Annotated in this window: 26 protein-coding genes and 1 riboswitch; of the genes, 16 read left to right on the plus strand and 10 right to left on the minus strand. The window is 60.0% G+C overall.

Annotated elements, in window-relative coordinates; translation table 11 throughout:
- Nucleotides 1–58 precede the first annotated feature (58 nt).
- Genes PAE61_RS03945 through PAE61_RS03955 form a run of 3 tightly spaced genes read right to left on the minus strand, consistent with a single transcriptional unit; the run spans nt 59 to nt 2197 of the window.
- Nucleotides 59–1273 carry a UbiH/UbiF family hydroxylase gene (locus PAE61_RS03945; protein WP_434803099.1) on the minus strand — a complete coding sequence of 405 codons (1215 nt, stop codon included), beginning with the start codon at nt 1271–1273 and terminating at the stop codon, nt 59–61.
- Nucleotides 1274–1275: 2 nt separating this feature from the next.
- Nucleotides 1276–1482: a hypothetical protein gene (locus PAE61_RS03950; protein WP_271114117.1), complete on the minus strand. Its 207-nt coding sequence runs from the start codon at nt 1480–1482 to the stop codon at nt 1276–1278.
- Nucleotides 1483–1534: 52 nt separating this feature from the next.
- Nucleotides 1535–2197 carry a pyrimidine 5'-nucleotidase gene (locus PAE61_RS03955; protein WP_271114118.1) on the minus strand — a complete coding sequence of 221 codons (663 nt, stop codon included), beginning with the start codon at nt 2195–2197 and terminating at the stop codon, nt 1535–1537.
- Nucleotides 2198–2466: 269 nt separating this feature from the next.
- On the opposite strand from PAE61_RS03955, the gene PAE61_RS03960 reads away from it, so the two are divergent.
- The 3 genes from PAE61_RS03960 (at nt 2467) to PAE61_RS03970 (ending at nt 5476) form a co-directional block, all read left to right on the plus strand.
- A complete protein-coding gene (locus PAE61_RS03960) occupies nt 2467–4053 on the plus strand; it encodes a hypothetical protein (RefSeq protein WP_271114119.1) in 1587 nt (528 codons plus the stop codon).
- A 179-nt stretch (nt 4054–4232) separates the two neighbouring features.
- Nucleotides 4233–4856, plus strand: a complete 624-nt coding sequence (locus PAE61_RS03965; RefSeq protein ID WP_271114120.1) for a GntR family transcriptional regulator — start codon at nt 4233–4235, stop codon at nt 4854–4856.
- The gene (locus tag PAE61_RS03970; protein WP_271114121.1) at nt 4853–5476 is read left to right on the plus strand and encodes a DNA-3-methyladenine glycosylase family protein; all 624 of its coding nucleotides are present in this window, start codon (nt 4853–4855) and stop codon (nt 5474–5476) included. Before PAE61_RS03965 ends, PAE61_RS03970 begins: the two co-directional genes overlap by 4 nt.
- Before the next feature lie 6 nt (nt 5477–5482).
- On the opposite strand, the gene PAE61_RS03975 is transcribed toward PAE61_RS03970, so the two are convergent.
- Nucleotides 5483–6148 carry an epoxyqueuosine reductase QueH gene (locus tag PAE61_RS03975; protein WP_271114122.1) on the minus strand — a complete coding sequence of 222 codons (666 nt, stop codon included), beginning with the start codon at nt 6146–6148 and terminating at the stop codon, nt 5483–5485.
- Between the two features lie 223 nt (nt 6149–6371).
- Between PAE61_RS03975 and PAE61_RS03980 the strand changes: the two genes are divergently transcribed.
- On the plus strand, nt 6372–6722 hold the full coding sequence (locus PAE61_RS03980) for a hypothetical protein (RefSeq protein WP_271114123.1): 351 nt from the start codon (nt 6372–6374) through the stop codon (nt 6720–6722).
- A 115-nt stretch (nt 6723–6837) separates the two neighbouring features.
- On the opposite strand, the gene PAE61_RS03985 is transcribed toward PAE61_RS03980, so the two are convergent.
- Together PAE61_RS03985 and PAE61_RS03990 are read right to left on the minus strand one after the other, a co-directional pair.
- Entirely contained in the window at nt 6838–7086 is a 249-nt protein-coding gene (locus PAE61_RS03985) for a hypothetical protein (protein WP_271114124.1), read from the minus strand.
- 94 nt (nt 7087–7180) lie between these two features.
- Nucleotides 7181–8791, minus strand: a complete 1611-nt coding sequence (locus tag PAE61_RS03990; protein WP_271114125.1) for an isocitrate lyase — start codon at nt 8789–8791, stop codon at nt 7181–7183.
- Between the two features lie 200 nt (nt 8792–8991).
- Between PAE61_RS03990 and PAE61_RS03995 the strand changes: the two genes are divergently transcribed.
- On the plus strand, nt 8992–10425 hold the full coding sequence (locus PAE61_RS03995) for a helix-turn-helix domain-containing protein (RefSeq protein WP_271114126.1): 1434 nt from the start codon (nt 8992–8994) through the stop codon (nt 10423–10425).
- A gap of 45 nt (nt 10426–10470) precedes the next feature.
- Here PAE61_RS03995 and PAE61_RS04000 read toward each other — a convergent pair whose 3' ends face one another.
- Entirely contained in the window at nt 10471–12606 is a 2136-nt protein-coding gene (locus PAE61_RS04000) for an OmpA family protein (RefSeq protein ID WP_271114127.1), read from the minus strand.
- A gap of 155 nt (nt 12607–12761) precedes the next feature.
- Here PAE61_RS04000 and PAE61_RS04005 point away from each other — a divergent pair, with 155 nt between their 5' ends.
- A complete protein-coding gene (locus PAE61_RS04005) occupies nt 12762–13970 on the plus strand; it encodes an acyl-CoA dehydrogenase (RefSeq protein WP_271114128.1) in 1209 nt (402 codons plus the stop codon).
- A 139-nt stretch (nt 13971–14109) separates the two neighbouring features.
- Here PAE61_RS04005 and PAE61_RS04010 read toward each other — a convergent pair whose 3' ends face one another.
- The 3 genes from PAE61_RS04010 to iscR form a co-directional block, all read right to left on the minus strand.
- Nucleotides 14110–15159: an acyltransferase family protein gene (locus tag PAE61_RS04010; RefSeq protein ID WP_271114129.1), complete on the minus strand. Its 1050-nt coding sequence runs from the start codon at nt 15157–15159 to the stop codon at nt 14110–14112.
- A gap of 178 nt (nt 15160–15337) precedes the next feature.
- On the minus strand, nt 15338–16183 hold the full coding sequence (locus tag PAE61_RS04015; RefSeq protein WP_271114130.1) for a ferredoxin--NADP reductase: 846 nt from the start codon (nt 16181–16183) through the stop codon (nt 15338–15340).
- 227 nt (nt 16184–16410) lie between these two features.
- Complete coding sequence (gene iscR, locus PAE61_RS04020; protein WP_271114131.1) at nt 16411–16875, minus strand: Fe-S cluster assembly transcriptional regulator IscR; 465 nt, start codon at nt 16873–16875, stop codon at nt 16411–16413.
- A gap of 164 nt (nt 16876–17039) precedes the next feature.
- Between iscR and PAE61_RS04025 the strand changes: the two genes are divergently transcribed.
- The 10 genes from PAE61_RS04025 (at nt 17040) to PAE61_RS04070 (ending at nt 25492) form a co-directional block, all read left to right on the plus strand.
- Nucleotides 17040–17699 carry an alpha/beta hydrolase gene (locus tag PAE61_RS04025; protein WP_271114132.1) on the plus strand — a complete coding sequence of 220 codons (660 nt, stop codon included), beginning with the start codon at nt 17040–17042 and terminating at the stop codon, nt 17697–17699.
- A gap of 294 nt (nt 17700–17993) precedes the next feature.
- Nucleotides 17994–19205 carry an NADP-dependent isocitrate dehydrogenase gene (locus PAE61_RS04030; protein WP_271114133.1) on the plus strand — a complete coding sequence of 404 codons (1212 nt, stop codon included), beginning with the start codon at nt 17994–17996 and terminating at the stop codon, nt 19203–19205.
- Between the two features lie 217 nt (nt 19206–19422).
- Nucleotides 19423–19522: riboswitch (TPP riboswitch) on the plus strand.
- Nucleotides 19523–19581: 59 nt separating this feature from the next.
- The gene (gene thiD, locus PAE61_RS04035; RefSeq protein ID WP_271114134.1) at nt 19582–20385 is read left to right on the plus strand and encodes a bifunctional hydroxymethylpyrimidine kinase/phosphomethylpyrimidine kinase; all 804 of its coding nucleotides are present in this window, start codon (nt 19582–19584) and stop codon (nt 20383–20385) included.
- Nucleotides 20382–21350, plus strand: a complete 969-nt coding sequence (locus tag PAE61_RS04040) for an FAD-dependent oxidoreductase (RefSeq protein WP_271114135.1) — start codon at nt 20382–20384, stop codon at nt 21348–21350. Before thiD ends, PAE61_RS04040 begins: the two co-directional genes overlap by 4 nt.
- Entirely contained in the window at nt 21347–21544 is a 198-nt protein-coding gene (gene thiS, locus PAE61_RS04045; RefSeq protein WP_271114136.1) for a sulfur carrier protein ThiS, read from the plus strand. Before PAE61_RS04040 ends, thiS begins: the two co-directional genes overlap by 4 nt.
- A gap of 1 nt (nt 21545) precedes the next feature.
- Nucleotides 21546–22316, plus strand: a complete 771-nt coding sequence (locus tag PAE61_RS04050) for a thiazole synthase (protein WP_271114137.1) — start codon at nt 21546–21548, stop codon at nt 22314–22316.
- Nucleotides 22313–22909: a thiamine phosphate synthase gene (locus PAE61_RS04055; protein ID WP_271114138.1), complete on the plus strand. Its 597-nt coding sequence runs from the start codon at nt 22313–22315 to the stop codon at nt 22907–22909. Before PAE61_RS04050 ends, PAE61_RS04055 begins: the two co-directional genes overlap by 4 nt.
- On the plus strand, nt 22888–23892 hold the full coding sequence (locus PAE61_RS04060) for a HesA/MoeB/ThiF family protein (RefSeq protein ID WP_271114139.1): 1005 nt from the start codon (nt 22888–22890) through the stop codon (nt 23890–23892). Before PAE61_RS04055 ends, PAE61_RS04060 begins: the two co-directional genes overlap by 22 nt.
- Nucleotides 23889–24824 carry an ABC transporter substrate-binding protein gene (locus tag PAE61_RS04065; protein ID WP_271114140.1) on the plus strand — a complete coding sequence of 312 codons (936 nt, stop codon included), beginning with the start codon at nt 23889–23891 and terminating at the stop codon, nt 24822–24824. Before PAE61_RS04060 ends, PAE61_RS04065 begins: the two co-directional genes overlap by 4 nt.
- A complete protein-coding gene (locus PAE61_RS04070) occupies nt 24821–25492 on the plus strand; it encodes a TenA family protein (RefSeq protein ID WP_271114141.1) in 672 nt (223 codons plus the stop codon). Before PAE61_RS04065 ends, PAE61_RS04070 begins: the two co-directional genes overlap by 4 nt.
- Nucleotides 25493–25519 lie beyond the last annotated feature (27 nt).

Genomic DNA, 25519 nt, shown 5'->3' on the forward strand with positions numbered 1-25519 from the left:
CGCATCTATGCGGTTCAATGGTCCGGCAAGACTGCCGGGCCATTTTTGCGGCGATTGCCTAGCTTTCCGTCGAACGGCCCTGGCTGACGCCTAACCCTGCTTTCATCATCAGCCGCCTGACCGGCGGGATGCCGTAAATCGCACCAAGCCCGGCTGCTCTGAGATCGCGCAGTGGTCTTGCCCCGATCATGCTGGCCCGGTTCAGCAGGTCAATCCCTCCGATGCGCAGCCGCGCCTCCAGCCAGCGGCGGCGCTGGAACTCATCAAGGCTTTCGCGGCTGCCCGGATCGCTCTGCGACAGATCAAGCAGCAATTGCAGATCGGCGAGGCTCATATTCAGCCCCTGTGCGCCGATTGGCGGCAGGACATGCGCCGCTTCGGCGATCAGCGCGGTTCTGGGGCCGGTAAAACGCTCGGCGATCTGGCTGATGATCGGCCATGAGGTCAGCCGGGTCGCCTGCGTCAGATGGCCCAGAATGCCGGTTGATCTTGTATTAAGTTCGGTCTCGAAAAGCTCGGGCGGCAGCGCCATCAGCCGGGCGATTTCGGGGCCGCGTTCCATCCAGACCACGGCAGAGTAAGGTTTGCCGTCACGATCCGGCAACGGGACAAGCGTGAACGGCCCGCCAGAGCGGTGAATTTCAGTCGATACATTCTCATGCGGGATCTCATGGGTCACCGCGAAGGCCAGTGCCCTCTGACCATATCGCGTGGTGCGCACGCCGATCTTCAGCGCGTTGCGGATTGCCGAGTCGCGGCCATCCGCGCCCACGACCAAGCGTGCCGAGACATATGCGCCATCCGACAGGGCGACAATGGCGCTGTCTTCGCGGGTGGTCATTCCTGTCGTCGCGGTGCCCGGACGAAAATCGACATTGGGCATCTCGGCCAGATGCGCGGTGATTTCCCGGCGCAGAAGCCAGTTTGGCAGGTTCCATCCGAAGGGCGCGTCAGAAATATCCGAGGCGTTGAAGTCTCGCACCAGCCGCGCAGTGGGCTCGGTTCCTCCGGCGTCGATAATCCGCATGATCTGAAGCGGCGTCGCATGAGGGGCAAGCCGTTCCCACACCCCCGCCCGCTTCAGCAGGCGGACGGATGGCTGAAGAAAGGCGGTCGTGCGAAGATCCGATCCGCTGCCGCTTTCATCCGTCACAGGGGGTGCGGGATCGACGCAGATCACGCGATGACCGTCCGCGCCGAACGCGGCGGCGGCTGTCAGCCCGGCAATGCCGCCGCCTGAAACGAGGATGTCGGTACGCGGCGTAGCGGTCAAAATCAGTTCCCGATCATGAACATCAGCAACAGCGCGAAACAGGCGACCGTTCCCAGCAGCCCCAAAATCCCCAATGCGGGAAGGCCGAACACGGCGACCGCAACAATGGCGATAATCAGGACAGCGGCGGTCAGCAGCAGAATGCGGCCGGCAAGTGCATTTTCGCTGATGCCGTCAGCACTCTTGGTTTCCAGAACCTCTTCGGACATCGTTTTCTCCTTGGGTATGACGCTGGCGCAAATCCTGCCAGACCGGCGCTGCTCAGACAAGCGAGCGGAGGAACGCCGTCAGGTCGTGGGTGCGGTGCTGAATGTGATCTCCGGCGGGTGTGCCGACTGTCATCGCATCGGGTCCCAGGCGCCCTTCACCCACAAGAATCGTGCGCATTCCCAGCCTTGCGGGCTGTGACAGATTGCGGGGATCGTCTTCGAACATGGCGGCTTTTGACGGATCGAATCCCTCTGCCGTCATGACTGCGGCATAAGAGCGCGGATCGGGCTTCGGGTGGAAACCCACCTCTTCGATGCCGTGAATCGCCTCGATTCCACGCAGTCCGAGATGGTCGAGCACACGGTCTGCATAGGTGGAATCGGCATTTGTGTGGATGATCTTGCGTCCGGGCAGAGCTGCGATGGCGCGGTCCAGATCCGGCGCAGGCCTGAGAACCGAAAAATCGATGTCGTGAACGTCCAGAAGATAGGCGTTGGGATCGATATCATGCTCGGCCATCAGCCCGGCGAGGGTCGTGCCATAATCCCGCCAGTAATGCATCCGAAGCTGGTCAGCCTCGGCCTTTTCCACTCCCAGCATGTTCTGAAGATGCGCTGTCATCTTTTTTTCGATCTGACCGAATAGATTGGATTCGGGCGGGTAGAGCGTGTTGTCCAGATCGAAGATCCAGGTGGTGATGTCTGAGAAATCCATGACCCGGCTCATAAGAGGACATGCCGTCTTTCGCAATATGGCCGCGCGCGCAGGGCGGTATATGCCGCAAGCTTTAGCCGTGACTAACAAAAGATATGGGAACGATGATCCGGGTCACGAACTTGTTAGGACGGGTCACCGTGTCGGCAAGAACATGCCGAACTCTGCCTGCCGATACCGGTGCATCTTGCGGGCAGACAGCCTGCTTCGGGGGTTGGCGCGGTCGTTGAAATGGCTGCGCACCAGTTCAAAACGGGAAGGAATAATTTATGTCCAGTAAGCACTCGCTTCGTACGCTGATGCTTGGCACAGCGATGACGCTGTCGCTGTCGACGGTTGCATTTGCTCAGCAACTCGACGTCAATGTTGACGCACTCAGCGGAAAAAGCGCGGAATGCCAGGCTCTTGGCCGGTGGCTCGCCGAACAGGAAGGCGATATCGGTGCCATTGCAGGTCTGGAGCCTCAGGCCATTGCGGCGGCGATCAATAACGACGTTTCTGCGGAATGTGCCTCGATTGAGGCGCAGGTTGTGCAACTCGCCTCGGGCGGTGCCGAGGCGGATGCGGCTGCGGCTTCCGGTGAAGCGAATGCCGATATAGCTGCCGAGGAAGATATGAATGCGCAGGAAGATGCGACCGCGCAGGCAGATGTAACTGCTCAGGAAGATATGACAGCCGAGGCAGAGGCGACTGCTGAAACTGATGCAACCGCTGAAGTCGATACGACCGCTGAGGCCGAAGCAACCGCCGAAGCGGAGGCTGAAGCCGAAGTCACCGAACAGGTGGATGTCTCGCAGAATATCGAGGTTCAGGGCGAGGCCATCGTCACCGTCCCGGAACCCAATGTCGATGTACGCGTCCCGCAGCCCGAGGTCACCGTGACCTCGATGCCGCCGCAGGTCTCGGTCAATGAAAAGCCCACACAAATCGAGATCGAGCAGCAGCAGCCTGAAATCGCTGTCGAGATCCCGCAGATCGTCGTTCGCGTGAATATCCCGGCTCCGCGCATCTATATGCTGGAAGGCGATCCCGAGGTCAGCGTCACCGCCGCCGATCCGCAGGTCGATGTGGTTCAGGGTGCGCCCGAAATCACGGTCACGCAGGCCGAGCCGCGTCTTGAGGTCGATCTTGGTATCGAAGAAGATCCGAATGCGGACACCGAGACCGATAATACGGATGGCACCGCCGTTGCGGGTGGTGACGGTGAGGCTCAGGCTGTCGATGGCAATGTTGACGTCGCCGCAGAACAGCCGGTCATTCAGATCGTCCGCGCTGAAGGCGAAGCCGAGGTGACGGTCACTCAGGCAGAGCCTGAGCTTTCCTTCGTCGATGCCGAGGCGAATGTCTCCGTGACGATGACCGAAGAGCCGACAATCGAGGTCATGATGGGCGGCGAGCCTGAAGTGACATTCGAAACCGCCGAAGAACGCGAACAGCGCCGTGCCTCTGCGGGCAATGCGAACGCTGCTGCTCCGGCTGCTGCCGAGGGTGAAGCTGCCGCAGATGCGGAAGCGCCTGCCGAGGATGTTCAGGCGGCCTCTGATGCGACCGATGCCGCTGCCGTCACGGTTGGCGAGGTTCTGGATATGAATGTCGTCGGGGCGGATGGCTCTGATATCGGTTCCCCGCAGGCGGTGATCGAAATGAATGGAACGCAGCATCTGGTTCTGTCCAGCGGCGGCTTCCTGGGTCTCGGCGATACCGAAGCGCCGGTTCCGGTTGAGAACGTCACTTTCGACGGCGAAAATCTTGTGCTCGACAATCTCACCGAAGAGCAGATCGAGGCGGCGCGTGATTTCGAATATAACGAAAGCGCGGCACTTGCCGACGATCAGCCCGTGCGGATCGGTCAGTAAGTCGTCGCATATCCGGGTTCTGCCTGTTGGTGGAACCCGCTTTCAGGAATGTCCGGTACCGCCGGGCATTTCGCTTTTTAAGGGACGTCACCGCAGCTACTTGGCTGAACCACCCCGAAGAAATGAACGCCTGTTCTTCGCGCTTGCATTCGGTGAGGAAATTCCTGCAACCTTCTGACATGAAAGACGCCTATAGCCTGATTGTCGAAGCGATTGACGCCGGTACCTATAAGCCGGGTGACCGACTTGTCGAATCTGAACTGGCCGAACGTTTCGGCGTGTCACGTACGCCTGTCCGCGAGGCTTTGCAGCGGCTTGAAACCCAGTCGATGCTGAAACGCGATGGCCGGTCGATGATCGTCGCGACGCTGGATCACAACCAGCTTGCCGAGTTATATACCGTACGCACCGAACTGGAGGCGCTTGCCGCACGTCTCGCTGCACGCCACGCCACACCCGAAGAGCTTCGCGTGCTGCAGGCGATGATCGATGACGATCTGAAAATGCTGCATGATGCCGAGGCTCTGGCGCGGTCCAACCGCCGCTTCCATCATCAGATTCATCTGGCTTCGCATAACCGCTATCTGGTTCAGCAACTGGATATCGTTCATCGCAACATGGCCCTGATGGCCCGCACCTCTCTGGCGGTCGAGGGGCGGGGCAAAGCTGCGCTTTCAGAGCATCAGGAGATTGTGGATGCGCTCGAATCCGGCAATGCGGCGGCGGCGGAAACCGCGCTGCGGTCGCATATCTCGAAAGCGTTCGAGACACGACTGCGCGAAGATGCACGGCGCGACCGATGAGGCTGATCGAAACCGATGCCGATCTGGCCGAGGGGGCGGCGCATCTTTCCTCTGTCTGCCCGGTCTGGGCCGGAGTGCTTCCCGAACTGACCCTGCCGCTGCGCCGCCGGTCTGACGGGTTCGCGGCGATTCTCGACGCGGTGATCGGTCAGCAGATCTCTGTCGCGGCGGCTGGCGCGATCATGGCGAGGCTGAAGGAGGCGGGGCTGACCGATGCCGCCGCGATCCGCGCCGCAGGACCCGACGCGCTGCGCGAATGCGGTGTGTCGCGTCCGAAAATCCGCTATCTGACCGGGATCGTGGAGAATGAGCCTGACTGGCTCGCCCTGCGCTCTGCATCTGACGATGAGGTCGCGGCAACGTTGGTCGCGCTTCCCGGAATCGGGCAATGGACCGCAGAGATCTATCTGGCGTTTGCCCTCGGCCGCAGCGATGCCTTCCCGGCAGGAGATCTGGCGCTGCAAGAATCCGCACGTCTGCTTTACGGGCTGGAGACCCGGCCCGGCCCGAAGCAGCTTTTGAAAATGGCAGAGCCCTGGCAACCCTGGCGGGCAATCGCGGCACGCGGACTATGGGCCTATTATCGCGTCGCAAAGGGACGAGAAGGCGTGCGCAGCTAGGCGGTTTCAGCCCTTGGCGTCGTCATTGCTGTAGAACATCTTCCCGATCTCGATCGGCGCGCGCCCGACCTCGCGCCGGTGCCGGTTCGTGTCGCGTAGGGAATAGACGCAGCCGCAATATTCCTGCATGTAGAATTCCTCACGCTTGGAAATCTCGATCATGCGGTTCGCCCCGCCGCCCTTGCGCCAGTTGAAATCCCAGTATTCGAGCCCCTCATACGGCTTCACCGCCCGCTCTCCGCAGCCATTGATCTGCTTCATATCCTTCCAGCGCGAAATCCCGAGACTGGAGGTCATGACCGGAAACCCGTGCTCATGCGCATAAAGCGCGGTGCGTTCAAAGCGCATATCGAAACACATCGTGCAGCGTATGCCCCGCTCAGGCTCCCACTCCATCCCCCTGGCGCGGGAGAACCAGTTATCGCTGTCGTAATCCGCATCGATAAACGGGACATCATGCTGCTCGGCAAAGCGGATGTTTTCATCCTTGCGCAGCAGATATTCCTTATGTGGGTGAATGTTCGGATTATAGAAAAAGATCGTATAATCGATCCCCGAAGCCGTCATCGCCTCCATCACCTCACCCGAACAGGGAGCGCAGCAGCTATGCAGCAGCACCTTCTTTTCTCCATTGGGCGGAGTCAGGACGGGGCGGTCGATATCGGTGGTCATAGCGTTACCTTGCGGAGGCGCGGGGCAAATATGGTATGTAGCGGAAAACGGCGGGAGGAGAAAGGCCGCAGGTCACGGTCCTTAAAGCATCACCTATGATACTTAGATTAGTCGAAATCAAAGGAAGATAATGTCCTGGAAATTCAGCGGACCTGACCATTCGGACGTTGCTTCGTTTGTTCGAAGTTTTTGTATTGATTACAAATCTTGGAACGATACGGCTATGAAGATCAGCGATGGTTTACAGCATAGTGAAAAACTAGCGGCGCAGCGCGAAGCGCAAGATGCTTATTCCCGCTTTCTTGCACCATTCTTGGCTGATTCTGTACGGCTTCAGCTTATCTCATTCGGTACGGAGGCTAGCTTTGATCCTGAGCGCTTCAGGCTCACGGCTATTACCGAAAAGGCAAACGGCTGGAATGTGGAGTTTTCTATCTTGCATTCACATCTGAATTTCGCCGATGACTATATAGCCGAGATTGAAAACGCATCGGACGGTAAGTTCCTGTTGAGACAAGTCTGGTATGTTGACCCCTTCCCTGAAGCGGGGACTACATACTTAGCGTATCTCTAGTTTGCCAGCTGCACTGAAGGATAAGCGTGGTGGTCGCGATCAGGCTGTAAGAAAGCATTCAGAGTCGTGCAAAAGGCGAGCTAAGCGCTCGCCTTTTTTATAAACAGGGCGGGTTTCATCCCTTCGCGTCGTCCTCAGCCTTGTCGCCGGTGCCGCGAATCGTGGGGACGATCTGGTCGCCCCATGCGCCCGCGCCGTTGTGGAAGCGGGAGACGCGGATCAGTTCCACCGATACGCCTTCGTTCACGGCACGCTGTACGGCCTCGTTGACGCGGTGGACGGCCTCGGCCACGCGGTGGATGGCGCGGGTTTCGCGGTCGGCCTCGGGAAGATCGACGCGTTGGAATTCGGTGTCAGCGGGCATGTCTCGCTCCTCCAGTTTCGGAATCCCCGCCACATTAGCGGTGGGGATCAGGAGATTACAGGGGCATTCTTCCGCCCCTGTCAGTTCGGGGCCTTTATTCGGCCGCGAACTGGTTCATCGTGTTGGCGTGGCCGCCCGCTTTCAGCGCACGGTCGCCGCCGACCATTTCCTTGAACGTGTCGCCCAGATCCGAGCCGACCTCGTGCTGGTGCTTCACCGCGCTGATGCCGCGACGGATTTCCTCGCGCTGAACGGTCTTGACATAGGCCAGCATCTTGTCCTCGCCGAAGTAACCACGCGACAGCTCATCCATCGACTTGGCGGTCAGGTGGAAGGTCGGCAGGGTGATGAGGTTGTGGAACACGCCCGCACGGGTCGAGATGTCATGCTGGAAGTTCTGCAGACGTGCATCGGCTTCTTGACCCAGCTCGGTATCGTCGAATTCCGGCTTCATCAGCTCATTGCCTTCCGGATAGTCACCGGCCTGGATCTTGCCTTCGCTGATCCACTGGTCGCGGACCTGTTTGCGTAGGTTCAGCGTCCAGTTGAAGCTGGGCGAGTTGTTATAGGTCAGCTTGGCGTTCGGCACGACTTCGCGGACCGCGTTCACCATCCCGGCGATTTCGTCCACATTCGGCGTGTCGGTTTCGATCCAGACCATATCGGCGCCGCCTTCGGTCAGATTGACGATGCAATCCTCGATGACGCGATCGCGGCCCGAGCCTTCCTTGAACGGGAAGAGACCGTTCGGCAGGCGCACCGGTTTGACGAATTCGCCATCGCGGAACAGGGCCAGTTCGCCGTCGCGGATCGGGTTTGCGTCGGTGATCGGCTCGGTTTTCAGCCATTTGATATATTGCGAGGCAAGATCGCCTTCTTTCTGGCTGACCGGAACCTTCTGGGTCAGACCCGCGCCGAGGCTGTCGGTCCGTGCGACGATCACGCCGTCATCGACGCCAAGCTCCTCGAAGGCCAGACGGCAGGCGCGCAGCTTCTCGATGAAGTCTTCGCGCGGCACCGTGACCTTGCCGTCCTGGTGGCCGCATTGCTTGGCGTCGGAGACCTGGTTTTCGATCTGCAGGCAGCAGGCACCGGCCTGGATCAGCTCTTTCGCCAGAAGATATGTGGCGTGTTCGTTGCCGAAGCCCGCGTCGATATCGGCGATGATCGGAACGACGTGAGATTCGAAATTGTCGATCTTTTCGATGACCGCCTTGCGCTCATCCTCGCTGCCAGCGGCTTTGAGTTCCTTGAACAGATCGTTGATCGCGACCTCATCGGCCTGACGCAGCGAGACATAGATCTCGCGGATCAGATCAGCGACGGCGGTCTTTTCATGCATCGACTGGTCGGGCAGGTGGCCCCAGGTGTTGCGCAGACCGGCAACCATCCAGCCGGACAGATAGACATAGGCGCGTTTCGTCGTGCCACGCAGGCGCTTGACGGATTTGATCATCTGTTGGGCGTGGAAGCCCGACCAGCAGCCAAGCGACTGGGTGGACAGGGTCGGGTCCTGATCATAGGCGGCCATGTCCTCGCGCATGACACGTGCCATGTCACGGGCGACATCCAGATGCGTGTCATAGGTGTTTTGGAGCTTGAGCTGGATGATGTCATCCACGGAAACGCCGCCAGCGGCCTGGCCCTCGGGGTAACGTTTTTCCAGCTCGGTACGCAGCTCGGCGTAGGTTTTGCGCTTGGTCATGGTTTCTCCTTTCATGACGAATGCGATGTTATTCTATTTGCCTTGCGGGGCAGGCCTTGTCTCAGTTCGCGGGTGATTCCGCCTTCTCACATTTGTCACTCTAGTAATGTAATGCTGACTGTACATCAGCGAATGCAGGCAATAAGGTCATTTTGTAACTTTTGTCAGATTAGTTACGTTTGTAATGTAAGGAATGTAACATGGCGCGAGGCGAAAAGCTGATCATCGGTCAGCGCCTCAAGGTGCTGCGGACGACTCTGGGTCTTACACAGGCGCAGATGGCCGAGCAGCTTGATGTTTCACCCAGCTATATCACGCTGATCGAGGCTGATCAGCGCCCGGCTTCGGCGAAGCTGCTGATGCGGCTGGCGCAGGTCTATGATCTGAACGTGGCAGAGCTTGCGCCCGGCACCGATACGCAGCTTGCCGTCGATTTCGCGGCGGCGCTGAAGGATCCGGCGCTGGAAACGGATGGCGTCAGCCGGGCCGAGATCGAGGCTGTGTTGCAGGCCTCTCCGCGCATTGCCGGTGCGCTTGTGCGTGTTCAAGGCCGGCTGCGCGATGCGATGATGCAGAGCCAGGCTGAAGAAAGCCCGCTGGCCGACCGGAACAAGGTCGAGGTGCTGGCCCAGATCGCCAAGCCGGTCGAGCGGGTGCATGACTGGTTCTATGATAACCGCAATTATATGGACGCGCTCGATCATGAGGCAGAGCTTCTGGCCGAAAAGCACCGCATCCATCGCGATGAATCGGGGCAGGGGCTTCATGGTCTTCTGTCGGCGCATAATATCCGCGTACGCCGTTTGCCCGGATCGGTCATGGGCGGAACCTTGCGGCGCTATGATCCCCATCGCAAGGAGTTGCTGCTGTCCGAGCGTCTGGATGCTGCCAGCCGCCGTTTTCAGATCGCCGTTCTGCTTGCCCGGCTGGAATATGAGGATCTGATCGGCGAGGTGATGCAGGGTGCCGATCTGGAAGGCGAGGCGACGCGCAGCCTCGCGCGGGTCAGCCTTGCGAATTACTTCGCCGCAGCGCTGCTGATGCCCTATCAGCCCTTCCTCGCCGCCTGCGAATCCGAACGTTACGATCTTGAGGTGATCGGACATCGCTTCGGCACCAGTTTCGAACAGACCGCCCATCGCATGACCACGCTTCAGCGCCCCGAGGCGCGGGGCATACCGTTCTTTTTCGTGCGTGTGGACAGGGCAGGAAATGTCTCCAAACGGTTCAGCGCCGGGCGTTTTCCGTTCTCGCGTTTCGGGGGGACCTGTCCCTTGTGGAATATTCATGCTGTGTTCGAGACGCCAGGCCGGATCCAGACGCAGCTTATCAGAATGCCGGAGGGAGCGCGGTATTTCTCGATTGCCAGAACCGTTACACGCTCCGGCGGCAGCGCCTCGGCCCCTGCGCCGCGTCTTGCGGTCGGTCTGGGATGCGATGTCACCTTTGCACCGCGTCTGATCTATGCCGATGCGATTGATCAGGACAAGGTCGAGCCGACGGATATCGGGCTGAACTGTTTCCTTTGCGAGCGACAGAATTGCGCGTCACGCGCTCAGGCGCCGATCAATCGTAATCTTTCAGTGAATGAACTGGAACGCAGCGTCGCGCTGTTCAGCTTTGAAGGAGAATAGCAGGATCGCCCGGCTGATGCCGGACGATCCCTTTCCCGTTCGTGATCAGTTTGCCGAGGCAAGCAGATCCGTGATCCGGCGCACCGAGGCGCGGCGGTTTTCGCGTTCATCCAGCAGGGTGGGGACTTTCAGATATTCCTCACCATAGCCCTGCACGACCAGATTTTCCGGCGGAACGTTGAAATATTCCGACAGCGCAAGAGCTACCGTCTCGGCGCGGCGATCCGACAGGGCGAGGTTGAAGGTCGCGGCCCCCACAGCATCGGTATGGCCCTCGATCAGGAAGATTTCGCGCGGATTATTTGCAATGGCCTCTTCCAGCACGGTTCCCAATGTAGCCAGTTGCCGGGCCTGATCGGGATTGATCGCGGCAGAGCCGGTATCGAAGGTGATCGCGTCGATATCGACAGGTGCAACCAGATTGCGGACCTCGGGTATCGTGCGGACCTGGCTGAGTGAGAACCGGCGGTCGATTGCTGCCTCGCGTGCCAGTGCTTCGCGCAGGGCTTCTTCGGATGTTGGCGTTGCTGCCGGGCGCGGCGCGGGTGCCTGCGGAAGTTCGGACAGTTCTACCGGCGGCACCTCGACGGATTCGTCGATCAGCACGGTTTCGGTGCCATCCGATGCGACATGCACCCGGCGCAGCACCGTCAGATCGGCGGAGCGGATGGTGATCACCTGCGATCCGTCGGGCCGGGTGACCACGCTGCGCGACGAGCCATCCGAGAAATTCTCGGTGCGGACCTCATTGCCGGACTGGCGCAGCAAGGCATTATCGTCCTTCAGCACCTGTTGCGAGCCATCCTCACGCGTGACGATGACCCTGTCGCCGGTATTCAGTGCAACCTCACGATTGCCGTTCAGCACCTGCCCGACAGCAAGCGCACCCAGACCGGCAAGCGCGACACGGGCAAGGTCCCGTGCCATGTCGTTATCATCGTCGTCATCGCTTGCAGAGCTTTCCACCTGCTGCGCTGCCGCCGCGCGTTCGATGGCTTCGGCGATGGTGGTTTCGAAATCCTCATCAGAGCTTCTCGCATCATCGACGGTTTCGCTGACGACCTCGCCTTCAGCGTCCGAACTGAGCGCCTCGGCGGCCGGTGAGGCGGCTTGTGCAGCTTCTTTTGCCGCTGCCGAGTTGGAACCACGCGCACGAAGCTGTCCGTTATCGCCGAAGACATATTGTTGCTGCGCAGCAGGAGCCATGATGATCCGGCCATTCTCGGTGACATCTGCGGCGATCCCGGTGGGGCTGGTCAGGGCAATGCCGCCCGCGCAGGGCCGGTCAGAGCCATCCGCACAGACCAGATCATCCGCCGTCAGCCCGTTATTCACCTCATTCTGAAGGATCGCGCCCAGTTCAGGCATGTTTTCGACCCGGCGTTGCTGAAGCCCGTCCGCCTCTGCTTCCGCCACGCGCAGCTCATTGGCAGCGTGGCTGTCGCGGATCGTGGCGCTGTCGGAATTGTCGGCCTCGGGCTCCTGAGCCTGCTCCAGCATTTTTGCAAGTTCATCCTGACGCTGCTGCGCTTCGTTCGTCGCGGCTTCTGCTGTTTCGCGGCCTTCCTCCAGCATTGCCTCCATCGGGTCCTGCTGATTGACCTCCTGCGCGATTTCTGCGGCTTCCTCAGGCGAGATGTCGCTGTTTTCCAGCGGGTCTACATTGTCCCCGATCTCCTCCATCATGGCGGTATCCGCCGGATTTTGATCCGCTGCTGCGCCTGATGTGGCGGGCATCAGCGGCGGCGGTGAGCCTCCTTCGCGAAGGATCGCCAGATTGGCCTGCGCGGTTTCAAGCGCCGCCTCTGCAAGCGGGGTCAGCGCATTGTCCCGCACGGTTGTCTGACCGTCCCGCAGCAGATAAGGCTGCATCTCGGGCGCGGCCAGGATCATATTGCCGTCTGCGGTGAACTGCACCGAAATACCAAGCGGCGTGACCAGTGGCATATCATCCGCGCAGGGCCGGGCCGTTCCGTCCAGACAGCTGAGATCGTCGGCTTGCATCCCCGTCTCGACCTCATTCTGAAGCAGCGTCGCAAGCTGCTGCATCTGCTCGGCGCGTATCGGCCCCTGCTCGGCTGCCGCCTCGGCGCTGATCGTGATTTCGGCTGCTGCGGTCCCGGCAAGGCCCAGTGTCAGCAATGCTGCAATGGCCGTCGAACTTGCGTGGATGTTTCTCATGATCTCCTCCGTGCGCATCTGTCGGTTGAGACAGAAACCAGCAATATCGCGCATCGTTCCCGGCAGATTGCTGAATTCACTGTGACCGCGCAACGCGTGCTTGTGCAGATATTTCCCAACGATTATCCCGGGGGCAGGTGGTGAGGAGGCAAGAAATGGCAACCAAGAAGAAGGACTCCCCCGAGCTGGGGCGCTTCGACTGGGAAGATCCGTTCCGGCTGGACGATCAGCTGACCGAAGATGAGCGGATGCTGCGAGATGCCGCGCACAGCTATGCGCAGGACAAACTGCAGCCGCGCATTATCGATGCCTATCGCGATGAGGTGACCGATCCCGGGATTTTCCGGGAAATGGGCGAGATGGGCCTGCTGGGTGTCACGATACCCGAAGAATATGGCGGGATCGGCGCAGGTTATGTCAGCTATGGCCTTATTGCGCGTGAGGTCGAGCGCGTCGACAGCGGTTACCGCTCGATGATGAGCGTGCAGTCATCGCTGGTGATGTATCCGATCTATGCTTACGGCTCCGAGGAGCAGCGGCAGAAATATCTGCCGAAACTGGCAAGTGGCGAATGGATCGGCTGTTTTGGCCTGACTGAACCCGATGCCGGTTCCGATCCGGCAGGCATGAAGACCCGCGCGCGAAAGACTGAATCGGGCTATGTGCTGAATGGCTCGAAAATGTGGATCTCGAACGCTCCGATCGCGGATGTCTTCGTCGTCTGGGCAAAATCCGAGGCGCATGGCGGAAAGATCCGCGGCTTCGTTCTGGATAAGGGAATGAAAGGCCTCTCTGCTCCGAAAATCGGCGGCAAGCTGTCTTTACGTGCCTCCATCACCGGCGAAATCGTGATAGATAATGTCGAGATCGGTGAGGATGCGCTTTTGCCCGATGTCGAGGGGCTGAAAGGTCCGTTCGGCTGCCTCAACCGCGCCCGCTACGGGATAAGCTGGGGTGCCCTTGGCGCGGCCGAGTTCTGCCTGCATGCTGCCCGCCAATACGGGCTTGACCGGCAACAATTCGGCAAACCGCTTGCGCAGACCCAGCTTCATCAGCTGAAACTGGCGAATATGATGACCGAGATCGCTCTTGGTCTTCAGGGCTGCCTTCGCGTTGGCCGGTTGCTGGACGATGCCCGCGCCGCGCCAGAGATGATCTCACTCATCAAGCGGAATAATTGCGGCAAGGCGCTTGAGATTGCCCGGTGGGCGCGTGACATGCATGGCGGAAACGGGATTTCCGAGGAATTTCAGGTCATGCGCCATATGGCGAACCTCGAAACGGTGAATACCTATGAGGGTACGCATGACGTCCACGCGCTGATTCTGGGCCGTGCGATTACCGGTCTGCAGGCTTTCTTTTAAGGGAGCCGTTGAAGGGGGCTTTCGCCCCCGTCCTTCTGACTCCCCCAAGGATATTTATGCCAGGATGAAGGCCGCGTGTTTTCACCTTGGTCTAAATATCCACTGCTGAACGTCTCAGATGGTCAGGGCTGCTGTTATTTCAGGCAGTCCGCGCAATTGGCTTGCGTTTCCAGATCTTAAGTAAGGGTCGTTCGATCAGCAGGTAGAGGGCATAGCACGCAAAAACACAGATGATGGTCGCTGCCCAGACATAGAGCCAAGGATGCGTCCCAGCCTCATCCAATTTGCGCCAGATAATCTTCACGATAGCCAGAACAAACGGATGCGACAGATACAGCGTATAGGAGCTGTCCCCGCCCCACCTCGCAATCCCGCTGAGCGAACCGCTAAGCCGGGGGGGCAGGAAGAAAATGAATGCGACGGAAAACAGGCTGCTTGCTATTCCCAGCCGGATGAGACGACTGGATGAAAAGTCCAACAGCCAGCAGGCGACGAAGGCTGCCAGTATCAGAATGGCGAATCCTTGGTGGCTGGGGCGGCTGCCACGTGACATATAGATCCGCGCCAGGCAGACCCCGATCAGGAATTCCAGAATGATCGGGCGTCCCCAGAACTGTATCGGTCCGCCGTTGGTGAAGCTCCATATCAGAACGAAACCGAAGATGAGCGCACACAGCACGGCGAATCCTTGCTTGCGTACGAAGAACAGCGAAATGCCGAACAGCGCGTAGAAGAAGATTTCATAGTTCAGTGTCCAGCCGAGCGCCAGAACCGGCGTATAGTCCCCCAATGTGTTTGGATAGGGGAAGAACAGGAACGAGGACAGGACCATCAGCGGACTTGTCTCGGAATTGTTCAGCCTGCCTGGCAGCATAATGATCGCAGCCAACATCGCCAGGGTGTAGAGCCAGTAGAGCGGCACTACTCTCTGGAAGCGCTTCTTCAGGAATGTAGGGGGGCCGCCGGATATCCCGAACAGATGTGAGCTCGACAACCACATGACGAAGCCGCTGATGATAAAGAATATATCGACGCCAATGCCGAAATCGAACTCGATCCGCAGGAAACTTGCGGTGCTTTGAGTGGCTTCCTGCTGAGCATGTTCGAAGACGACGGCGGTGGCGGCTATTGTGCGCAGCAACTGTATGCTGACCAGATGCGGGGTTCCGCTTTGAGAGTTTGCAGGCATTGTTACCCCACAGGAAACATCTGTCCGGGGCCGGATCATGTCAGAGCGGCGCTCTGAATGTCGTCATAACCCTGGACGAAATCGTTAAATATGCACGCGCGGCTGACTAGCAGCGCGCGCAGGAGATGTTAACCCGAAAGGGATATAGAGTTGAGGCGCTTCGGCCTTAATCCGCCGATCAGATACCGTCGCCGACGAAGGCTTTTTCGACCACGAATTCCTTGGGCTCGGAATTTGCCCCTTCGCGCAGGCCGAAACCTTCCAGCACCTCTTTCACGTCCACATTGAAGGCGAGGCTGCCGCAGATCATGGCGCGGTCGTCTTCGGGGTTCAGCTTCGGCAGGCCGAGATCTTCGAAGACCTTGCCCGAGGTCATATTGTCGGTAATCCGGCCCATATGCTCGGTCGTTTCCCGCGTCGTGGTCGGGTAATACAGCAGACGATCCGAGAAGCTTTCACCGTAAAGCTCGGTCAGAAGCGGGTCCTGGCGCAGGTTTTCGACCAGTTCGCGACCGTAATTCAGCTCATCGGCGGTGCGGCAGGTATGCATCATGACGATCTGATCGAAGCGCTCATAGCTTTCGGGATCGCGCATCAGCGAGGCGAACGGAGCCAGTCCGGTGCCTGTTGCAAGAAACCACAGCCTTTTGCCCGGCAGAAGCGCATCCAGCACAAGTGTGCCGACAGGCTTCGGGCGCAGGATGATCTGGTCGCCCTCCTTGATGTGCTGCAATTTCGAGGTCAGCGGCCCGTCCGGCACCTTGATCGAGTAGAATTCCAGCTCGTCATCCCAGTTGGGAGAGGCGATGGAATAGGCGCGAAGGATCGGTTTGCCGTTATCGCCGGGCAGGCCGATCATCACGAATTCACCCGAGCGGAAACGAAGCGATGCCGGACGTGTCACCCGAAAGGAAAACAGCCGGTCCGTCCAGTGTTTGACAGAAGTTACCGTCTGCGCATCCGGCATGGTCGGCTTTTCGCGATTCGGGGCGGCGGCTTGGTTCACGGCAATATCCAGTGTCATCTGTGATCCTGCGGGGTCTCTAGGCCAATATGGCGTGTCAGTGAAGCCCTGTCCGGGTGTCAAAACGACACGGGGGGCCGGTCTCGCACCTGATCTAGAACATTTTCCGCGTTATTGGCAGGGGTGTGCGTCAGATAGGGATGTAAGTTCCCCAACGGGGAAATGGAAAAGAAAGTGTTCCGGTTCCGGCGTATTGCTGCGGTCAGCTTGCCCGCTTGCTGCCGGGATCAGGATTTATCGTCCACGATTGACAGAATATCAGGTACGGCGGGGCAGGGCAGCAGCTGATTTCGCGCGACATCCGCCAGAGTCGCATTATGCAGGAAGACATAGACATGCGCAGAGAGGCTCTGCCACAGCCGGTTCGACAGGGTTTGCGCCCGCGAGCCGGACACCCCGCCCGAGGCACCTGCGCCCACATGCAAGGCGCTGACGGTTTCATCGACCGCTGCCAGCACCTCTGAGACGCGAATCTCACTGGCCGGACGCAAAAGCTTGTATCCGCCCCCCGGACCACGCGCGGACTCGACCAGCCCGGCACGGCGCAGCCGGACGAAAAGCTGTTCGAGATAGGGCAGCGAAATATCCTGACGCTCGGAAATATCGGCCAGCGAGGTCAGTGAGTTCTCGGGTTGCAGAGCCAGATCGACCAATGCGGTCATGCCGTATCGGCCCTTGGTGGAAAGTTTCATATGCCGCTCCTTGGCGCTGAAATATTGACGAGCGCTTGGGGCTTGGGCTAACTGCGCCCGTCCTGGCCGCCCTTGTGCAGGCCGGTCCCGGCCCACATCTTCGGGGTTTGGAAATAGTTGTCGCTGTTGTCTGCGTCAAGAAACAGGTTTCGTGAAGGACCCCGATGCCCGAACTTATCTTTGCTGGTCCAGATGGCCGACTTGAAGGCCGCTATCATCCCCAGCCCATTCCCGATGCGCCGATTGCCATCATCCTGCACCCGCATCCTCAATTCGGCGGAACGATGAATAATCGTGTCGTCTATAATCTCCATTATGCGTTCCACAAGATCGGCTTCTCCGTCATGCGGTTCAATTTCCGCGGCGTCGGCCGTTCGCAGGGAGAGTTCGACCAGGGTGTGGGAGAGTTGTCGGATGCGGCAGCCGCACTGGATTATCTTCAAGCGATGAATCCGAATTCAAAGCATTGCTGGGTTGCAGGGTTCAGCTTCGGTGCCTGGATCGGCATGCAATTGCTGATGCGGCGACCGGAAATCACCGGGTTCATCTCGGTTTCGCCTCCGGCCAATATGTATGATTTCAGCTTCCTCGCGCCCTGTCCGGCATCGGGGCTGATCATCAACGGTTCCGCTGATCGTGTCGCGCCGCCGAAAGATACGGAAGGGCTGGTCGGAAAGCTGCGTGAACAGAAGGGCATCACCATCACCCATGAGGTGGTTGACGGTGCGGACCACTTCTTCCGCGACGATGAAAAGCACATGGAGCCGATGATTAGCTCGGTTCAGACCTATGTGCGGCGCAGGCTGACTGAAACCACGCGGTAATCGGGCTTTGTCACCTTCAGCCAGATCGAAATGCGGGTCGGTGCAAAGATCGCCCGTGGCTTGCCTGAGGTCTGGGAGATACTTCGCCCGCAGGCCCGGGCGCTGCTTGATCCATAAACATGGCTTAGTATCGTTTATTCCCCTGAAAAATGCTTGCGTAGCGCTGCGAGTTTGTAAATCTGTCGTCGGTGACAGCAGTGCAGATCATTCGGCATACAATAGTGTGCCGCCTTCCTTTCCGCTGCGAGAGCCGCTATACCGCGCGCAAAGCAAAACCTGCCCGAAGGAGCCCCTATGTCGAAGATCAAGGTAGAAAACCCCGTTGTCGAGCTCGACGGCGACGAGATGACCCGGATCATCTGGGACTTCATCAAGAAGAAGCTGATCCTGCCCTATCTCGACATCGATCTGAAATATTACGATCTGGGAATCGAGGAACGTGACCGGACCGATGACCAGATCACCATCGATGCGGCGAATGCGATCAAGGAATACGGGGTTGGTGTCAAATGTGCGACCATTACCCCGGATGAGGCACGCGTCGAGGAATTCGGCCTCAAGAAGATGTGGCGCTCGCCCAACGGGACGATCCGCAATATTCTGGGCGGGGTGATCTTCCGCGAGCCGATCATTGCGCGGAACGTGCCGCGTCTGGTGCCGCACTGGACCAAGCCGATCATTGTCGGCCGCCACGCTTTCGGCGACCAGTATCGTGCCACAGATTTCCGCTTCCCGGGAAAGGGCACGCTGATCATCAAGTTTGTCGGCGAGGATGGCGAGACCATCGAGCATGAGGTCTTCCAGTCGCCTGATGCCGGCGTTGCGATGGCGATGTATAATCTCGATCCGTCGATTGTGGATTTCGCCCGCGCCTCGATGAACTACGCGCTTCAGCGTAATTATCCGCTGTATCTCTCGACGAAGAATACGATCATGAAAGCCTATGACGGGCGCTTCAAGGATATCTTCCAGCAAGTCTTCGACGAGGAATTCGCCGACAAGTTCAAGAAGGCCGGGATCACCTATGAGCACCGTCTGATCGATGACATGGTTGCGTCCTCGCTGAAATGGAATGGCGGTTATGTCTGGGCCTGTAAGAACTACGATGGTGACGTGCAGTCCGATACCGTCGCTCAGGGCTTCGGTTCTCTGGGTCTGATGACCTCGGTTCTGATGACGCCGGACGGGCAGACGGTCGAAGCCGAGGCCGCCCACGGCACCGTGACGCGCCATTACCGTGAGCATCAGAAGGGCAATGAGACTTCGACCAACTCGATTGCGTCGATCTATGCTTGGACGGGCGGGCTGAAGCACCGCGCCAAGCTGGATGAGAACTCTGAACTGATGAACTTCGCTGAGACGCTGGAAAAAGTCACGGTTCGCGCGGTCGAGGATGGTTTCATGACCAAGGACCTCGCTTTGCTGGTTGGACCGGATCAGAAGTGGCTCTCCACGATGGGTTACCTAGAGAAAGTGGATGAATATCTGAACAAGGCGCTCAGCTAAGCGTTCAGGGATAGACGGAAGGGCCGGGCGGATTGCCTGGCCTTTTTCTTTTGCGATCTTTCACAGAAAGCGGTTTCTGGTTCCGATAAGATCAGGAAAATCCCGGTTTTCTGTCTCGCCGCACGTCTCCAGCAAATTGATATGTGCGGTTCGCCGGTGGGCGATACATCCCCCAAGGCAGGGGCTTGCAGCCATCCGTTGAAGCTTTTACCGTCAGATCAATCCGTTGGGGTGCCCGATTCGGGGCTGAGAGGCTTGGCCAACCCATCGAACCTGATCCGGGCAATACCGGCGTAGGGAACGGAAATCTTCGCAGACTGCCTTGCCGTGTCTGTTTTCCATTTCTCAGCGCTGTCGTCCGAAGCTGGAGGCGTAGTTGGGAAAGGTCGCGAAACTTCTTGTCATAGCCGGGTCCGACAGCGGGGGCGGCGCGGGTATTCAGGCCGATGTGAAAACCGCCTCGGCGCTTGGTGTCTATGCTGCCACGGCGATTACGGCGATCACGGCGCAGAATACCCGCACGGTTGCAGCGGTAGAGATGCTGTCGCCGCAGATCGTGGCGCAACAGATCGCCACGGTTCTGGAGGATATCCGGATCGATGCGATCAAGATCGGGATGCTGGGAACAGCCGCGATCACGCAGGCGGTCAGCGACGCATTGCAGGGCTTCAGTGGCCCCGTCGTGCTGGATCCGGTCATGGTGGCGAAATCGGGCGATGTGTTGTTGCAGGACGATGCGATTGCGGCGCTGCGCGAGCTTCTGCTGCCACGTGCCACCTTGCTGACGCCGAACCTGCCCGAGGCGGCGCAGTTGCTGGGGACCGAACAGGCGACGGGTTCTGATCAGATCGGGGAGCAGGCGGATGCGCTGCGCGATCTCGGCCCCGAGGCTGTGCTGATGAAGGGCGGCCATGCCAGCGGGACGTCATGCGTCGATCTTCTGGTTGACCGCGAGAGGGTGACGACGTTTGAACTGCCGCGCCTGAGCACGCGGAACACGCATGGCACGGGTTGCTCACTGTCATCCGCGATTGCCTCGGAAATGGCGAAGGGAGCTGCCGTGGAAACCGCCGTAAGCCGGGCGCATGGCTGGCTGCATGGTGCCATCGCCGCTGCGAATTCGCTGCATGTCGGTCATGGTCACGGCCCTGTGCACCATTTCCATGAGGTCTGGTCGTGACCGGCGACATCACCATTCTGGGGGCCGGTGTGGCCGGGCTTGCCGTCGCGCATGAGCTGCTGCGTCGCGGTGTGCGGCCGGAGATCATCGATCCCGCCGGGGCGCCCGGTCCGCATTGCTGCTCATGGTGGGCGGGTGGCATGCTGGCTCCGCATTGCGAGGGAGAGACCGCCGAGGAACCGGTGATCCGTCTGGGCGGACTGGCCGCGGGCTGGTGGCGCGATGCCGGGGTCGAGGTGACGCAATCGGGAACTCTGGTCGTGGCGCTCGACCGGGACCGCAGCGAGACAGAGCGTTTCTCGCGCCGGACAATAGGTCATGACCGTATCGCGGAAGCCGAGATCGCCGGGCTGGAGCCGGATCTTGCCGGGCGTTTCGACACGGCCCTGCATTTCGCGTCCGAGGCGCATATCAACCCGCGTCAGGCTCTGGACAGGCTGTGGGCGGGGCTGAAAAAGGCGGACGTTTCGATTGACTGTGAGGGGCAGCCGAAAGGGATCGTCATTGATTGCCGGGGTCTGGCGGCCCGTGATTGCCTGCCGAACCTGCGTGGCGTACGCGGCGAAATGGTGTTGCTGCGGGCATCCGAGATCAGCCTGCGTCGCCCGGTACGTCTGCTGCATCCGCGCCACCCTCTGTATATCGTGCCGCGCGGTGACGGGGTTTTCATGCTTGGCGCGACACAGATCGAAAGCGACGGGCGCGGTCCGGTGACGCTTCGTTCCGCTGTTGAGTTGCTGAATTCCGCCTATGCGCTGCACCCGGCCTTCGCCGAGGCTGAAATTCTGGAAATCGCGGCGGATGCCCGCCCGGCCTTCCCGGACAACCTCCCGCGCATCGTCCGCAAGGATGATCGTATATTCGTCAACGGACTGTTCCGGCACGGATTTCTTCTGGCCCCCGCCTTGGCCGGGATGGTCGCCGATCTTGTGCTGGACGGCAAATTACCGGAGCTGATGCTATGAAAATTGTCGTTAACGGCACAGAAGCCGAAATCGGAGCCACCACGCTTCAGGCGGCGCTGAAGGAACTGGGCTATGGCGAGGCCCGTGTGGCAACCGCTGTCAATGAAGGCTTTATCCCGGCAGCCGCCCGGGCTGAGCGCAGGCTGACAGAGGGCGACCGGCTTGAAATCCTCTCTCCGAAGCAGGGAGGCTGAGATGCCGGAGTTTTACGGCACCCGGATATCCTCGCGGCTGATGCTGGGGACCGCGCAATACCCGTCGCCCCAGGTGCTTTCGACGGCGTTTCGCCGCTCTGGCGCGGGTGTGGCGACGGTGTCTCTGCGGCGGGAAGCCGCGCGAGGGGATGGTGACGGGTTCTGGCAGGTGATCCGGGAACTGGGCGTGCCGGTCCTGCCCAATACGGCTGGCTGCCACTCCGTGAAAGAGGCCGTCACAACCGCGCATATGGCGCGTGAACTGTTCGACACGGACTGGATCAAGCTTGAGGTGATCGGCCATTCCGACAGTTTGCAGCCCGATCCTTTCGGACTGGTCGAGGCCGCGCGGATTCTCTCGGATGACGGGTTCAAGGTGTTTCCCTACACGACCGAGGACGGCATCGTCGCCGGAAAGCTGCTGGATGCAGGTTGCCGGGTGCTGATGCCGTGGGGTGCACCTATCGGAACCGGGCTGGGGCTGAATAACCCCTATGGTCTGAGGGCGTTGCGGGCGCAGTTCCCCGATATCCCGATGGTGATCGATGCCGGGATCGGGCTGCCCTCGCATGCGGCGCAGGCGATGGAGTTGGGCTTCGATGCGGTTCTTCTGAATACCGCCGTGGCGAAGGCAGGCGATCCTGCCGCGATGGCCGAGGGCTTTGCGCATGCGCTGGATGCCGGGCGGCTGGCCTATGAGGCCGATCCGATGCCGCCGCGGGATATGGCGCAGCCTTCGACTCCGATTCTTGGTCTGGCGGTGCTGAAATGACGCTGAGCCGGTTTTATCCGATCTTCGATTCCGCAGACTGGCTGGAACGTGCCTTGCCGTTGGGCGTCGGTCTGGTCCAGCTTCGCATCAAGGATCAGCCTGCGGGCCTGTTGCGGAATCATATCTCAGCCGCGCGTGACATGTGCCGGAAGGCGGGCGCGACGCTGGTTGTCAACGATCACTGGCGTCTGGCGATTGATTGCGGCTGCGACTGGATTCATCTGGGGCAAGAAGATCTCGACGATGCGGATATCACGGCGATCCGCCGGGCGGGTCTGCGTCTTGGGATCTCGACCCATGATCATGCCGAGCTGGATCGTGCGCTGTCCCTGTCGCCGGATTACGTCGCACTTGGGCCGGTCTGGCCTACCATCCTGAAGAAGATGAAATGGCATCAGCAGGGTCTGGACCGGGTCCGCGAATGGCGCTCGCTGATCGGCGATCTGCCTCTGGTCGCGATCGGAGGGCTGGCGCCCGCCCGCGCGGTCGAGGCATTCGCCGCCGGTGCCGATATTGCTTCGGTCGTTACCGATATCACGCTGAATCCCGACCCTGAGGCGCGGATACGCGAATGGATCGAGGTCACAGGGTGACACGCTATGCAAGACAACAGGCGGTAGAGGCGTTCGGGGCCAATGGCCAGAAGCGTCTGGCGGCGGCGCGTATTCTCATCGTCGGGGCAGGCGGGCTGGCGGCTCCGGTCCTGCAATATCTTGGCGGAGCGGGGGTCGGGCATATCCGTCTGGTCGATCCCGATCTGATCGAGGAGAGCAATCTTCACCGGCAGACATTATTCCGCATGTCCGATATCGGACGCCCCAAGGCTCAGGCTGCGGCTGATGCGGTTGCAGCGCTGAATCCCGGCTGCCATGTCGAGCCGGTGCTGACGGCTGCGGGGCCGGGAAATATCGCCCGGCTGGCCTCTGGCATGACGCTGGTGCTGGATTGCGCCGATAGTTTCGCGGCCAGCTATGTGCTGTCGGATTTCTGCATGAAGGCGGGGCTGCCTCTTGTCAGCGCCTCGGTGATCGGGACGGACGGCTATGCGGGCTGTTTTTGCGGCGGTGCTCCGTCGCTTCGGGCGGTCTTTCCCGATCTGCCTCAGCGCCTTGGAAACTGTTCGGAAGATGGTGTTCTGGGACCGCTTGTCGGCGTGATCGGCAGTGTTCAGGCGCAGATGGCGCTGAGCATTCTTGCGGAGATGCCGCCATCTCCACTGGGACGGATCGTCAGCTATGACGGTCTGTCGCATCGCTTCGGAGGGTTTGGCTTTGCGGGGGCACCGGAACCCGACCGGCAGCCTGTTTTCATGGATCAAGCCGATATCTCGCGCGACGATTTCGTCGTCGATCTGCGTGCGGCCTCGGAAGGCGAGATTGTCCGGCCATATGCGATCAGGCTGACGGCAGAGGATTTCGGCGCGGGCGGACCCGTTCCACAGCCCGGGCAGCGCGCGGTTCTGTGCTGCCGTTCGGGCCAACGCGCATGGCACGCCGCCGAGCGTCTGGCGCGGGAATGGCCGGGCGAAATCACATTGGTCGCGCTTGGTGACCAGATCGGAAAGGAGATCAGATGAAGTATTTTCCTCTTGCGCTTGCTCTCTGGGCAGCACCGGCACAGGCCGCCGACCAACTGACATTGATGCTGGACTGGTTCGTAAATCCCGATCACGGCCCGATCATCATCGCGCAGGAGAAGGGCTATTTCGAGGATCTCGGGCTGGAGGTCGAGATCGTCGCTCCCGCCGATCCGGCAGATCCGCCCAAGATGGCGGCGGCGGGAAAGGCCGATCTGGCGATTTCCTATCAGCCGCAGCTTCACCTTCAGGTGGCCGAAGGGCTGCCGCTGAAGCGCGTCGGTACTCTGGTCGCGACGCCGCTGAACTGTCTGCTGGTGCTGGAAGACGGGCCGGTCGATGAGATCGCCGATCTGAAGGGGCGGAAGATCGGCTTCTCGGTCGCGGGGGTGGAATCCGCATTGCTGAAGGCGATGATCTCACCTGCGGGGCTGACGCCGGACGATGTTCAGATGGTCGCCGTCAATTGGTCGCTGTCGCCCTCGCTGATGTCCGGGCAGGTGGATGCCGTAATCGGAGGCTTCCGGAACTTCGAGCTGAACCAGATGGAGCTGGAAGGGGTCGGCGGTCGCTGCTTCTATCCCGAGGAACATGGCGTGCCGTCCTATGATGAGCTGATCTATGTCGCCAATCCCGATAATATGGACGCCGACAAAGTGACGCGTTTCCTTGAGGCGACGGAACGCGCCGTGCAGTTCATCGTCAATCACCCTCAGGAAAGCTGGGAGATTTTTTCCGGGACTTCGGCAGAGCTGAAAGATGAGCTGAACGCAAAGGCATGGACCGACACGGTGCCGCGCTTTGCCTTGCGTCCTGCAGCACTCGACGAGGGGCGCTATGCCCGGTTCGAAAGCTTTATGCACCGCTCGGGCCTGATCGACGAAATCCGCCCGGTTTCGGATCTTGCCCTCGATCCGGGGCGCACCAAATGAGCTATGGTGATTGTTTCGGGCTCTGGCGTCAGGCGGCGGGGCAGGATTGGCATGATTATACGCATCATGGCTTTGTCGAGGCGCTGCGCGATGGCTCGCTTCCGCGTGAATCGTTTCTGCATTATCTGAAGCAGGATTATCTGTTCCTTGTCCATTTCGCCCGCGCATGGGCGCTGGCAGTGACCAAAGCCGGCACAATCGGCGAAATGCGGGCCTGCGCGGCAACCTGCTCGGCGCTGATCGACGGTGAGATGCAGTTGCATGTCAAAAGCTGCGCGGCTGAGGGCGTGGATGAAGCCAGCCTTGCTGCCACGACCGAGAGGGTCGAGAATATCGCCTATACGCGCTATGTGCTGGATGCGGGCCATTCAGGCGATTTCCTTGAGCTTCTGGCGGCGCTTGCCCCCTGTGTTCTCGGCTATGGCGAGATCGGCACAAGGCTGATGGAAAATGCCGAAAACACACCTTATCGCGACTGGATCGAGACCTATGGCGGGCCGGATTACCAGAAGAGTTGCGCCAGAGCCGGTGCGCTGATCGACGACGCGGTTCGCCGCCGTCTGGGGGACACACCGGAAAACAGCCCGGGCTGGCAGGTTCTGTGTGATCGCTTCACCACCGCGACACGTCTGGAGGTCGGATTTTGGCAGATGGCAGCCACGCCCTGACCGTCCCGCCCGGTCTTCGCTTCGATG

The organism is Paracoccus aerodenitrificans, assembly GCF_027913215.1.
Classification (GTDB): Bacteria; Pseudomonadota; Alphaproteobacteria; order Rhodobacterales; family Rhodobacteraceae; genus Paracoccus; species Paracoccus aerodenitrificans.